This is a genomic window from Clostridium fungisolvens (assembly GCF_014193895.1).
GTDB lineage: Bacteria > Bacillota > Clostridia > Clostridiales > Clostridiaceae > Clostridium_AR > Clostridium_AR fungisolvens.
Genome location: NZ_BLZR01000001.1, coordinates 2,691,538 through 2,705,616, shown reverse-complemented (window position 1 = coordinate 2,705,616; position 14,079 = coordinate 2,691,538). Strand labels below are relative to the sequence as shown.

The 14,079-nt window shown below is 32.2% G+C and carries 8 protein-coding genes; 7 read left to right on the top strand and 1 reads right to left on the bottom strand.

Translation table 11 applies throughout. The annotated features are described in order from the left end of the window. Positions 1-124: 124 nt before the first annotated feature. From bsdtw1_RS11725 to bsdtw1_RS11710, 4 genes are all read left to right on the top strand, one after another. A complete protein-coding gene (locus tag bsdtw1_RS11725; protein WP_183277749.1) occupies positions 125-745 on the top strand; it encodes a hemerythrin domain-containing protein in 621 nt (206 codons plus the stop codon). A gap of 351 nt (positions 746-1,096) precedes the next feature. Further along, positions 1,097-2,698, top strand: a complete 1,602-nt coding sequence (locus bsdtw1_RS11720; protein WP_183277748.1) for a PTS transporter subunit EIIC — start codon at positions 1,097-1,099, stop codon at positions 2,696-2,698. A 26-nt stretch (positions 2,699-2,724) separates the two neighbouring features. Continuing rightward, positions 2,725-4,053: a 6-phospho-alpha-glucosidase gene (locus tag bsdtw1_RS11715; protein WP_183277747.1), complete on the top strand. Its 1,329-nt coding sequence runs from the start codon at positions 2,725-2,727 to the stop codon at positions 4,051-4,053. A gap of 11 nt (positions 4,054-4,064) precedes the next feature. Next, the gene (locus bsdtw1_RS11710) at positions 4,065-4,556 is read left to right on the top strand and encodes a PTS sugar transporter subunit IIA (RefSeq protein ID WP_183277746.1); all 492 of its coding nucleotides are present in this window, start codon (positions 4,065-4,067) and stop codon (positions 4,554-4,556) included. Between the two features lie 113 nt (positions 4,557-4,669). Here bsdtw1_RS11710 and bsdtw1_RS11705 read toward each other — a convergent pair whose 3' ends face one another. After that, positions 4,670-6,778 carry a methyl-accepting chemotaxis protein gene (locus bsdtw1_RS11705; protein WP_183277745.1) on the bottom strand — a complete coding sequence of 703 codons (2,109 nt, stop codon included), beginning with the start codon at positions 6,776-6,778 and terminating at the stop codon, positions 4,670-4,672. A 576-nt stretch (positions 6,779-7,354) separates the two neighbouring features. Here bsdtw1_RS11705 and bsdtw1_RS11700 point away from each other — a divergent pair. The 3 genes from bsdtw1_RS11700 to bsdtw1_RS11690 are packed head-to-tail and all read left to right on the top strand — an operon-like array spanning position 7,355 to position 14,063. Then, on the top strand, positions 7,355-8,854 hold the full coding sequence (locus bsdtw1_RS11700; RefSeq protein ID WP_183277744.1) for a replicative DNA helicase: 1,500 nt from the start codon (positions 7,355-7,357) through the stop codon (positions 8,852-8,854). Then, positions 8,854-9,594 carry a DUF6063 family protein gene (locus bsdtw1_RS11695; protein WP_183277743.1) on the top strand — a complete coding sequence of 247 codons (741 nt, stop codon included), beginning with the start codon at positions 8,854-8,856 and terminating at the stop codon, positions 9,592-9,594. Before bsdtw1_RS11700 ends, bsdtw1_RS11695 begins: the two co-directional genes overlap by 1 nt. Continuing rightward, entirely contained in the window at positions 9,594-14,063 is a 4,470-nt protein-coding gene (locus tag bsdtw1_RS11690) for a coiled-coil domain-containing protein (RefSeq protein WP_183277742.1), read from the top strand. The genes bsdtw1_RS11695 and bsdtw1_RS11690 overlap by 1 nt, the downstream gene beginning before the upstream one ends. Positions 14,064-14,079: the final 16 nt, after the last annotated feature.

The following is a 14,079-nucleotide window of genomic DNA, read 5'->3' as shown; positions in this document are numbered from 1 at the left end:
GACTGTTAGTTTATTACTCTAAAAATAAACTATGGGATTTCTATTTCAACTATTAAGTTATACATATAGGAAGTTTTGTGCAAGAAACTTATTTAAAATTAATATGGAAAAGGTGTGATAACCGGTGATTACAAATACTATTGAAAACGAAATAGAAGTTTCTCCTACGGAGGATCTAATGAGAGAGCACGGAGTTTTACGTCGTATTCTATTAATTTACAGCGATGCATTAAGATACTTGAAAGGAGAAAAATTAAGTAATCAGATAAACATTTATGCTGTTATTTATAATTCTGCTTCAATAGCACATGAATTTATTGAAAATTATCATCAAAAGTTAGAGGAACAATATGTTTTTCCTAAGTTTTCACGAAGTCCTAAGTACATTGAACTTATAAATACCCTCCGTAGGCAACATGACGCAGCTTCTAACTTAACAGAAAATATACTATATTTTTCATCAATAAAAAATATCTATAGCTTTGAAAACATTATTCAATTAATTCAATTACTAACACTTTATATAAATATGTATGAACCTCATTCTGCTCGTGAGGATACAGTTGTATTTCCAGAACTTCATGAATTGGTAACACCAGAAGAATTTAAAGAATTAGGAGAGCGCTTTGAGGAAATAGAAGAACAAAAATTTGGTGAAGACGGATTTGAACATATAGTAAATAAAATTGCCGAAATAGAGCAAGTATTAGGTATTTATAATTTAGCACAATTTACCCCAATGTAAGATCTAATAGTTAAATATTTGAATTCCATCATCTTTAGTAAAGACTATCTTGAGTTTTTCTCATGGTAGTCTTTTTTGTATTTTTATTTGGAACATTTTCAACACTATAGTTTAAATTAATTGGTTATATAGGAGATGCTATATGCGCAAGCTATTAGAATTAAAGCATCGGATGACTAAATATTTAATTTCAATAGCATCCTAATTTTCGATGTAAAGGTAAACATGTTCACTTTTTGGTCAACATGTTACTGAAAGGGCCAAAGCTATTAACATTGATTATTAAACATGTTATTCTAGGTTCAGGTAATTACCAGAGACAATTTATTAAATAGTAGAGGGGTATATTAAATGAAAGATAAGATTATAAATAGTATGCAAAAGTTTGCCAAAGCTATGATTGGACCGGTCTTATTTTTACCAATAGTAGGTATGTCTATTGCATTAACTGCAGTTTTTACAAATACAGCTTTTGTTACTGAAAAAGGTGTAATCTGGACCATAGGTAAGTTTTTCAATGGTATGTTGTCACCTATCATGGGTAACTTAAGTATTTTATTCTGTGTTGGAATAGCCATGGGGATGGCTAAAAAGAAAAAAGCAGAAGCAGCGTTTGTTTCTATAATGTCCTATATTTTGTTTTTAGGTGCTAACAGCAAATGGTTAGAACTATCAGGAAAAATTATAAAGGGAGATACAGCAGGAGCATTATATGGAACTGGACAAACGATACAGTTAGGATTCCATGTAACTGATATGGGAGTATTTCTAGGAATGATTCTAGGTGTCCTAGTTGCCTTGGTTCACAATAAATATGTAACTAAAGAATTTAAAAGTGCCATGGCTCCTTATGGGAATAGTAAGCTTGTATTCATTGTAATGATCCCAATAATTGCAGTATTTAGTATCGTTATCACTTATGTTTGGCCAACTATTGCAGGTGGAATTTCAGCATTAACAGGATTTATGAATACTGCTGGACCGATCGGAGTATTTGTTTATGGATTCTTAAATAGATTTTTAGTACCAACAGGATTACATCACTTAATATGGTCACCATTCTTATATTCATCCGTTGGAGATCAGATGATGATAGGCGGACAAAATGTAATTGGTGCAAAACCTGTATTCTTAGCTTTACTAGGTGATCCTAGTGTAACTATGATGAGAGATTCCGCAAGATTCTTGACTTATGGATTAGTTAAAACCTTTGGTGTAATTGGTGTAGCTTTAGCATTCTACTTCACAGCTAAAAAAGGTAAACGTAATAACTTAAAGGCTCAACTTATCCCATCAACTTTAACAGCTGTTATCGCAGGTATTACTGAACCTTTAGAATTTACCTTTATATTTGCAGCACCATTATTATGGTTTGTATATTCAGTTATTGATGGATTGTTCCAAATGTTTGTTTACTTATTAAACGTAAGAGTTTGTGCAACAAATGGTATTTTAGATTTCCTTGTTATTAATCTACCAGCTGGAATTTCTAAAACTCATTGGCCTTTATATGTATTAGTTGGTCTTGTTGAGATAGTTGTATTATTCTTTGTATTTAAAATTATGATTGAAAAGTTAGATTTAAAGACTCCAGGAAGAGAAGATGATGATACTGATATGGCAGTGGACTTAAATGAAAATGCAGCAGCAGTAAAAAATCAAATGAAGTCAGCTAGTAAGAATGATGAAGAAGCTGAAGATAGAGAAAAGGCTTTAACAATTATAAAAGCTTTAGGTGGTAAAAAGAATATTTTAACTGTAGATAATTGCTTCTCAAGACTTAGGGTTGAAGTTGCAGATAATACTTTAATCGATGAAAAAACCTTAAAAACAACTGGAGCATCTGGAGTTGTGAGAAAAGGCAACAATATCCAAGTTGTTTATGGACTTACAATAAATAAAATAAGAACTATTGTAGATGAAGCTTTAGAAACAATGGAAACATTAAAGTAAATTTAAATTAGAGAGGAAGCATTAATATGAGAACATTTAAACTAGTAATCGTAGGCGGTGGAAGCACATACACTCCAGGAATCGTAAAAAGTTTGCTTTCAAGAAAAGAAGATTTTAAGATATCGGAATTAAGATTATATGATATAAATGAAGAACGTCAAAACAAGGTTGGGGTAATAGTTAAAAAGGTTGTTGAGATGTTTGATCCTGAGGTAAAACTTGTATTTACAACAGATCCTGAAGAAGGTTTCAAGGATGCTGACTTTGTATTTGCCCAAATGCGTGTGGGTTTATATAAATTAAGAGAGCAGGATGAAAAAATACCACTAAAATACGATGTTGTAGGACAAGAAACCTGTGGGCCAGGAGGACTTGCGTATGGTTTAAGAACTATATATCCAATGGTTGAGATGATAGATTTCTGTGAAAAGTATGCAAGCCCAAATTATTGGATTGTAAACTATTCTAACCCTGCTGCAATAGTTGCTAAAGCTATGCACAAATTAAGACCAAAGGCTAGAATTCTTAATATATGTGATATGCCAGTAGCTATAATGAGAAATATGGCTAATATTTTAGATTGTGATAGGCATGATATAGAAGCTGATTACTTTGGGTTAAATCACTTTGGTTGGTTTACTAAGATTAGAGTAAAGGGAGAAGATAAAACTGAAGAATTAAAAGCTTATGTAGCTGAACATGGATATATTCCTCCAGATTCAAGAAGTGAAGTAAGGCATAATGATGCTTCTTGGCTTCATACCTTTGATAATGCTAAATATATAATGAGAATGTTCCCTAAATATCTTCCAAACACTTATATGCAATATTATCTACTAGGAGACAGCATTGTTAAAGATGCAGATAAGAACCACACTAGAGCTAATGAAGTAATGGAAGGAAGAGAGAAGAAGATATTTGATGCTGTAGACCAGTACAATGCAACAGGTGAAATAGACCTTACTCAATTCTTCACAGGTGTACATGGAGAATTTATTGTGGAAGTTGCTATGAGTTTAGCTTTTGATATGAGAAAGAGGCATCTAGTTATGGTTGAGAATAATGGTGCTGTTAAAAACTTACCAGATGATGCAATGGTAGAAATACCAGCTTACATCACTAAAGATGGTCCAGAACCAGTTAGAGTTGGAGAAATTCCAACCTTCTATAAAGGTCTAATTGAACAACAAGAAGCTTGTGAAAAACTAGTGGTAGAAGCTGCAATTGAAGGCTCTTATGAAAAAGCTCTTATGGCATTTACTATGAACAAACCAATACCTTCTGCTTTTGTAGCTAAGAAGATTTTAGATGAGATGATTGAAGCTAATAAAGAATACTGGCCAGAATTAAAATAGTAGAGGTATATATGTTTAAGAATTTGTTTAAAAGTTCAAATAGAAATAAAAAGGTTTTATATGCCTTCACAAATGGTACAAGTATAGATTTAGCTGCGGTTAAGGATGAGGTTTTTTCACAGAAGATGATGGGGGAAGGAATTGCCATTACTCCAACAGATAACAAAGTATATTCTCCATGCGATGGAAAGATAATTATTGTTATGAAGGATAGTAAGCATGCTGTTGGCATAGAAACAGAGGATGGAGTGGAAATCCTTATACATGTTGGAATTGATACAGTAAGCTTAAAAGGTGAGGGCTTTAATATACACTGTGAAGAAGGACAGAAAGTTAAAAAGGGAGAACTTCTAATAAGTTTTGACAAGAAGTTGCTTAATGATAAAGAACTAGATGATACAATAATGCTAATACTTGCAAACCAAAATAACCATGAGATTTTAAATTTTCATGTTGATAAAAATATGGTTGCAAAGGATAGTATACTTTTGGAATATAGATAATGTAAAGAAGACAAGCTTCACTTTAAGGTGAAGCTTGTCTTTTATGTACAAAAGGATTTGTGAGTTATAATATAGTTTAATAACTGTATTTATGCTACACTAACTACCATCATTTAAACCTTAAAGGTATCTATCTTAACCTTTAATGAATCAGCCAGCTCATGAATTACTCCAGTAGCACTCTCTATACTTTCTAATCCTGCCAGTTGTTCCTCAGAAGAACTAGCTACATTTTGAGCTTTATCAGAGAAGTTTTTAGCCATGGAATCTACTTGAGATACTAACACTGAAACCTCTTGAGAGCTTGCTGAGATTTCTTCAACTGTTGCAGAAACATCATGTATTTGCTCACTAACTTTTTTGGCGGAGTTTACGATGTTTGTTAGAATATCTTCAAACTCATGCACCGTCCTTAGCTCTTCTTGAACTGATACCATAACTTTATTCATATTCACAACAGAGGACTCTGTTTCATTTTGTATAGATAGTATTATCTTTGATATCTCACTAGCAGACTCTGCACTTTTTTCTGCAAGTTCTCTTACTTCTTCAGCAACCACTGCAAAACCTCTTCCCTGTTCACCTGCTCTTGCTGCTTCTATGGCAGCATTTAAGGCAAGCAAATTAGTCTGAGAAGCTATTTCTGTAATAGTAGCAATTATGCTGCTGATATTTTTAGATTTTGCACCTAAGGTTTGAATGATTGTGTTGGTATCATTAACGGAACGACTTACATTATTCATCTGTGAAATAGATTGTTTTACAGAAACATACCCTTGCTCTGCTTCTTCTTTCATATTAATAGAGGAACCAGCCACCTCTAAAGAGTTTTCGGATATAGCCTGCATTGCCTTTACAATTTCATTAAAAGAGGTGGATATCTCATCATTTTTTTCAAGCTGCTGCTCAACACCTGAAGCCACTTCCTGCATAGCTACAGCTACTTGATTAGCTGCCAAAGCTGATTGAGTTGTCACAGCAAATAGTTCTTTTGAGGAGGTTGCAACCTCAGCTGTAACTACTTGAGCTGAAGACACAATTGAAGAAAAAGCTTTTGCAATATTGTTTAATGAATTTATTACTAATTTAGTTTCATCTTTAACACAATGATCAACCCGTACATTTAAATCTCCAGAAGCAATTTTATTTGAAGCTATCTCAATAATATTTAATGTTTCTCTAATAGCTAAATAGAAACCTACGAAAAGATAAAGAATAAGTAAAAGTGCTAAAGCAACAATTCCTATGGTTATATCTCTTTTTGATGTTTCCCTTTGAATATCATTTTGTAATAACTGAGATAAAATATCAGAGGATTGATTAATTAGACCGTATACACTATCTATAACTGATGTTGAATCATTAAAATATTTAGTAGAGTCCAATGTTATCGAATCTTTGTTTATGAGTTCAGTATTTATAGTGTTAACCAGAGAGTTTGCTTTAGTTAAAACTCCACCAGTAACATCCCCTAGCTTAGCTTTTACCTCTGGATTGTTAGAATATATTATGTTCATGTCACGTTCAGTACCTTGGATTGAATTTATTATAGACTGAGATAAGGCAAGCAGTTTGTATTTTTCGTCACCTGTCATGTTTTTTTTAGACGCCACGCCTGAACCTAAGGCTCTTGCTTGTCCAATTTGTTCTGTAATCTCAGGAAGTTTATTTATAATCATATCAGAAAAATAATATTCTCCAATGTTATCTAATAAAGATAATTTTGAGCCATCTGAAACATCCATCTTTAAATTTAAAATATCAGATATTAAGTCTGTATGTCGTTTGCTAGAATCCACCATTGAAAGATTAAAGCTTTCATTTTCTAATTTGGACCAATCGCTTTTTATCTTGCTCCATTGTGAAGAAGTAGAGAAGGCTTTACCATAACTAGCATCTAATTTATCTATTTTACTAATTATTGCATTGATTTCAGAGTTTTTTTCAGTTATTGTGTCTTTTGTATCAGTTTTACCTCCTAAAAATAAAGACATTAGCCCTCTATGTTGTTGAACTTTTTGAATTAATGAGCTAATTTCAGAACCATAGGATAGACCATTGAGTTGACTCTTGGATACGTTTACATTAGAAGCTAAATTTTGGATATGAAAGAACAATAATATTGACAGTGGAATAAGAAATATAACCATTATAATGCCAAATTTTTGAGGATACTTTAAATTGTTCATCACTCTTATTGCCGGCCTAAATAGTTTGTGCATGATGTTTACCTCCAATTTAATTTCTTCATTTGTTAAATAATAAACTATACCATAATAGTATAGCATAAAGGCTGAATAGTATAAAGATAAACCATTGCTAAGTTAAGGCGAAAATGCTGGCTATTATCCCACTTATTAGTAGTAAGTGTAGAGGTTAGCTATTTATAGGGATAGAAATTTTGATTTAGTAGAGATTTTTAAAATCATTGCTTGAAATTATAAAATTATAGCCTGGCATCGACATTATAATGTCAGGCTATTTTTATAACACATCCAATTATAACATTAAAATAAAATACATGTATAAAATTAAACAAATCGGTTGTCTTTCTTTAAAATCTGAAATTAATCCACCTTTTAATTCGCTGTGAACAACATTCATATAAAATTTAGCTTTAAAAAGATAATTAAAAAGAACATGGAAACACTAGTTCGTAGGACGCTAGTGTTTTTCTTGTTTTTATGGTAAAATATATGTACAATCAAACTACAAAAACATTGGTGAAAAAATGAACAATACTTGCCACAACCTGGCTTAAGAAAAATAGAACTTCAGCACATATGGAGGAACAGCGTATGGAAATAAACATAGGAAATGTAGTTGAGAACTACAGAGAAAGAATTCAAAGACTGGCTCTATTTGATCCTTTATATGCATTATCAAGAAAAGGAATGAAGGATGACAAAGGAAAAGAGGTTGATTATTTTAGTTTTGGCCTTTTAACCTTACTGTTCTTTTTTGAGAATATGCTTATAAGAAATAAGAAAACAGGGGTGAAGGAGCTTGCTGCATTTTTACAGGAGTTAAGTAAAGATGAAATAACTATGGATATTATAGGTTTTGAGAGGGTTGCAAGAACCATTATTGATACCTTTAGACCTCCTACAGGAAAAAGAAATTCAAAGACTTTTTTCAATTGGGAGACTAAGAAGCAAGAAACTGTACAGTATTCAGTGCTTAAGGCTGCAAAGGCAGATCTTGAGACCAACACTCAGTATTATACTCTTGATGAGCAGGGGCTTGAGCTTATCTTTGCCACAAAAGAATATTTTAATGAATTCCAACTTTCTATAAATCAGCTGGTACTTAGAAAACAGCTTGAGAAGGGTGAGTTTTCTGGAGCTTTAAGGCAGATAGATGAAATGAATCTGGATGTTAAGAACCTGCAGGATAGAATAGTTAGGATTAAGCATGAGGTCAATAGAAATATTGTATCTAATGAAACCTATGAAAGATATAAAAATATAATTGAAGACATAAATAATAGATTGCAAATGGAAGATGAAGAGTTTGAAGAATTAAAAACCTTCGTAACAGAAACTAGAGAAAAGATAGCCAGTGACTTAAGTAAAAGCGAAGATAGAAAGGCTTATGAGCTTATCATACAGATAGATAAAGAACTAGGAGAGGTTCATTACAACCATAGGCTACTCTTTAAAGATAGCATTATTCTTAAGACTTCAGCACTTCAAGCAGCTCAGGAATCCTTATATTATGTAGGGATAGACTCTTTTAATTTCAATCAAGAAATAACCAGCAGAGTATTTTCATCACCTATTCCACTAGGTGAGACAAGAACGCTTATTGAACCTTTTCTGTATTTAGAAAAAAGCAAGGTGTGGTCTCCTTTAACTGTATTTTCTCATCAGAAGATAGAAAAGCTGGATAAAGAAGAAAGAATAAATGACTTTTTAGCTGTAACTAGCGATGAAGAGGCGAAGCTTGATATTAAGCTTCAAAGCAACAATTATAAGGTAATTGGTTCTATAATACTTATGGCCATGAAGGCTGAAAATGAAATAACTCTTGAAAGAATAGTTGAGTTTATGAAAGATAATGCTTACGCTGAAATATTAAATCACCGTAGTTTTTATGATTTCTTTATTATATTGCATCAAAAATCTCCTGTGGTTATGGAAGTGCAGGAGGATCAAGAAGAGGGTATATTTGGACAAGTTTATAAGTTATTAATTAAAAAGGGCAAGAAGCTTTATGTAGAGGAACTTGACACTATACTGAAAGTTACAGATAGATTTGAAATTAAGAATATGAGCTTTAGATTGGAGGAATATTAATGGCACTTTATAGCAATGAGCAAGTAATGCAAAGCTTCAAGCTATATTCTACACTAGCTATGAACGGATACGGAGAAAAAGAGGATTTAAAGCTTTATACCTCAGACGATGTTACACGAGGACTGGTAGATCAGTTTGCTAGAGAGGTAGATTGTACTATCTTTTCTTCTGGGGAAGTAATCTATATGATTCCCATAGCAAAAGAGTCTATTTTCCACGTTTCAAATGAAGCTATAAGAAAAGCATATCTCCCAAGTAAAGCTGTGAATCTGGATTTATATCTTATGTATTTATCAATTATCGTTTTATTTGGTGATTTTTATGATAGTTATCAAACTAATGAAGCAACTAGAGATTTTATTACCATAACTGATTGGCTAGATAGTTTAAATCAGAGAATTTTTATATTAACAGAGCATGAAGAGGAAAAGCTTAAAGCTCTAGATCAGGAGTTTGAGTATAATTGGTCTGCTATAATTCAAAAGTGGACTGACATGGATGAAATTAAGGAAAAAGTAAAGGCTCAGGATGGTAGAACTATAAGTAGAAAGAGCTTTTTAAATACTGTTAAAAAGTTTCTTGAGGACCAAGAACTTATAAAGGATATTGGAAATGAAGAGCTTGAGCTTACGGAAAAGGCTAAGACTATCATTCAGAGATACTACATGGAGTATGATTACAATAGAGGAATACTAGATTTTCTGTACAACATTGACAAGATGAAGGGGGACGAAAAGTAATGCCGGCGATTTCAAAAATTCGTTTTACTAATGTGGTGTATGAAAATGGTGAAAAAAGATATAATGATGATATTTTTGAGTTTGACAGCTATAACGGAGCTATACTACTTGAAAATGGCGGAGGAAAAACTGTTTTTGTTCAAACGGCGCTGCAAGCAATACTTCCAAATATTGAAGTAGCAGATAGAAAGGTGAAAAATACATTAGCATTGCAAAATACCTCAGCACATATTGCCATTGAGTGGATATTAAATGAGAGACCAAGAAGATATGCGGTTACAGCAGTGACCTTGTTTATGAATAAGGAGTATATAGATTCTCATAAGTATGTTTATGAATACATAGAAAATGATGATAATTCCATCGATAAGATACCTTTTGTAAGAGAAAGCATCAATGGAAGCATGAGGCCGTCCACTAAGGAAGAAATGGCAGAATACTATGGTTATATGAGCCAAAACAGAATGAATGCTAAAACCTTTAAGAGCATAAGAGAATACCATTCTTACATAGAAGATAATTTTAAGATAATACCTTCAGAGTGGAGGAAAATCGCTTTAATAAATGGAGCAGAAGGTGGAGTAGAAGCCTTTTTTGATGCTTGCAAGACCACTGGTCAGCTTGTAGACAATCTACTTATACCTACTGTGGAAGAAGCTTTGGCTGGAGAAGGTACTAAGGATTTTGTTGAGATTTTTGAAAGACAAAGAGAACACTTTAAAAAATATAAACAGCTAAATGCAAGAATAGAAGAAAGCAAAAAGGTTGAAGAGCAGATAGAGTTATATTCAAGAGTTTTTGAAGAGTATGATTTAGCTAAAGCTGAAGAGATAAAGGCAAAAGAAGCTTTAAAAGCTTTGGACAATTACATAAAGATAGAAGCTGAGGATATAAAGGGTAAGCTTGAAAAGAATAATAAGGAAACCCTTGCTTTATCTGAGGAAGAAGAGCTTTGGAAACAAAAAAACTTATCCTATGACATAAAAAAATATGAAAATGACATGATTAAGGAAGAGAAAAACTACAAACAAACTCTTGAAAGCTATGACAAACTTAAACATATAAAGGCTGAGAAGGAAAGTAAGTATTCAAGCCTTCAAATCTCAAAGTATAAAAAAGACATAAAAGTAGAAGCAGAAAGTATTGAACTTATAAATAAACAGCTAGAAGCATTAGATAAGGATGAAGCTGTTGAAGATATAAAAGAGAAACTAGAGGAAAATAGTAAAAGAATAAGAGGTTACTATTTAGATAAGGAAGAAAGCTTAGAAAAAGAAAAGAATTTATTAGAAGGTCAGATAAATAATGTTGTCCAGCAGCTTAAGACTAGTGAGATGGAACTAAAGGCTATAAGGACTAAAGAGAAGACTTTACTGGATAATAAAAGCAATCTTCAAGGTATAATTTCTTATTTGACTACTGATATAAATAAGATCAATAAAGCAATCTTAGACAATCCTAATGAAGGCAATATAAAAGACGAAGTCTTAATATGGAAAAATAGAATAAATGAGCTTGAACATAAAATCTTTGAAGCTAACAACCAGAAAAGAAGTCTTAATGAAGAACAACAAAACCTCAAGGAAGCTTTGACTAATTTTAGAAAAGAATTAGAAGGGGTTAATGAGGAGAAGCATGCTTTAACTAGCGAGATTAAGAGTATAAATGATAACAAGGTTGAGCTATTAAGTAATATAAAAGAATTTAGAAGCAGTTGGCTAAGCTTTGAAGCTGATTCTATATATTCAAAGCAAAGTACAATAGTTACTCAGGTAGAAAGTAAGCTTTATAAATTAAAGGAAGAAAAAGAAACATCTATATTTAATGAAAGACTAGCTCATAGGTATGCTGATGAGTACAAAGAAAGTGAATATTATACAGCAGATCCTGCCTTAGAGAAGAGTATAGACCAATGGAGAACTGGATTTAATTATTTAGAAAGTGGTACAAAGTATATTCAAAGAATATGCAGAAAAGAAGGAAAGTCTGAGCAGGAGCTTTTTAAAAACTATCCTTATTGGGCCTTGAGCTTAATAACTTCAGACAAAGAGGTAGAGAAGGTTAAAGATAAGGTTAGTAAAAGTATAGGAGACATTCTACATCCTATTATAATACTTAGTGAAAATGAAGCTAAGGCTAATGCTTTAGGAGAAAATGCTACAATAAAAGAAAACATAATATATCCTTCTATTTGGTCTAATAACATAAATCAAACATATTTTGAAAACTGGCAAAAAGATATTGTGCTTAAGGCTGACGAAACTACAAAGCTCCGTGAAGAAAAAGAAGCAGAGCTAAGTCAGTGCCAAGATTTACATAGAGATATAACTACATTTTATAATAAATATCCATATGAACATTATAATGAGCTTTTAAAAGTCGAAAAGGGCCTTAAGGAAAAAGCAGAAGAAGTCTCTAATTCAATAAAGATTAGTGAAGCTAGACTAAGTGAAATAGATATTGAAGTTAAAAAGATAGACAGTGATGTGAAAGAGTTTAGTACAGAGCAGAGAAATCTAGAGGATAAGGTAATAAAGGGACAAGAATCCATAAGCAAGACCAGTGAAAAAGAAGAAAATGAAGTTAAGATAAGCCTTATTAGTAAAGATCTAGAGCTAATAGAAGTAGAAACTTTAAGAGCTGAAAGAACTTTTAAGGAAAATGAAGAAGTTAAAACTCAGTTAGATAGAGATTTAAGTAATGTAAAAAACAATATAAGTTCTTTAAAGGCTGAAAAACTATACGAAGAAGTAAAAACTTTATCTCCAATGTTTTCTGACTTAAGTAAAGAAGTATTGGAAGAGGAGAGAAAAATACTTAAAGATCAGCTTGATAATAAGCAGCAAAATAGAGGACAGATAGAAGAGAGATTAAAAGGCTCTATAAATTTAAAGAAAAATCATGAAAAGCAGCTGCAGGACTTTATGAAAAAACTAGAGGTTACTGCAGATGAAAATTTAGAATTTCCTCTTAATGGTGATATAGAAATATCCAGTTTGCTTGATGAAATAAAGGAACTAAAAGAACCGTTAGGAAAATTAAAAGGTGAAGCTGATGAAGCTAAAACAAGATTTGAAAAGAGTAAAACTCTTTACGAAGTTAAAAAAGAAGATTATCTAAAATACTATAAAGAAATAATCAATTTCAATTTGGAACTTGAGCTTATAAAGCCGCAGCTATCAAAGGAAAAAGATGTTTTAAAGAAAAAGAGAGCTTATTTATCCAGTGAAAAAGAAAGATTAGATAACGAAGAAAAAAGTACTTTGAATATCTTAAGAAATCTAGAACTTTTCAATGCAAGCTATGCTTATTTAAGTGAAGAGATTCAGTTATGTAAACTTCCAGAGGAGCTAGCACAGAATCTTCCTTATAATAGAAAAGGAATCGTTGAGGCTGCAAAGAAGAAATTAGAAGATATAAAGAAAGTCTTAGATAAAAAGAGCTTAGAAACAGAAGCACAAAAGGATGTGTTTGTAAAATTCTGTGAAAGCGAAATACTTGATGTAAAGCTTAAAGAGATGGCTACTTCAGGTGTGAGATTTAAAAATACCTATAAGGATATCATTGAGTGGCAGAAGATGATGAATGAAAGAATATCACGAACCATAGATATTGCTCAAAATGATATTCGTGAACATGATAAGGAAGTGCAGCAGTTTATTAATCAATTACATTCTTATCTAATTACAATGGTTCAAGAACTAAAAGCTATTCCTAAAAAGACAAGAATAAAGGTTGAAGAGGAATGGAAAGAAGTATTTATCTTCAATGTCCCAGAGTGGGATGAAAAAGAAGGAAAAGAAGAACTGGCAAAGCATATTGATTGGATGCTGAACCAACTTGAAGGCGACAAATTTAAAGATGAAAATGGAATGGAACTAGCAGACCAGGCAAAGAAAGAAATTGAAAAATGGCTTAAGTCCAAGCAATTATTACAAATAGTAATGAAGCAAGATACTATTAAAGTTAAATGTAGAAAAGTAACCAATGACGGAAAAATGAGAAGTGCGCCTTTCTCTTGGGAAGTATCTAATTCTTGGTCTGGAGGAGAGAAGTGGAGTAAGAATATGTCCTTATTCTTAGGTATATTAAACTACTTAGCTGAAAAAAGAAAACAGATAATGCCAACTAATAGGCACTACAGAACAGTGATTGTGGACAACCCGTTTGGTAAAGCTTCCAGTGACCACGTTCTTGATCCGGTTTTCTTCATAGCAGAGCAATTAGGCTTCCAAATAATAGCCCTTACAGCGCATGCAGAAGGAAAGTTCATAAGAACCTATTTCCCTATTGTGTATAGTTTAAGACTTAGAAGTTCTAAGGACAATAGTACTCAAATAATGACTAAGGAAAGGGAAATAAAGCATACATATTTCAGAGACAATGATCCTGATGCTTTAATAAGACTTGGTGAAGCTAAACAATTAGGCTTTGACCTTGAAAGTTTGTTTAAGAATAACGAAGCTTAAACTTGTCAACAGGAAA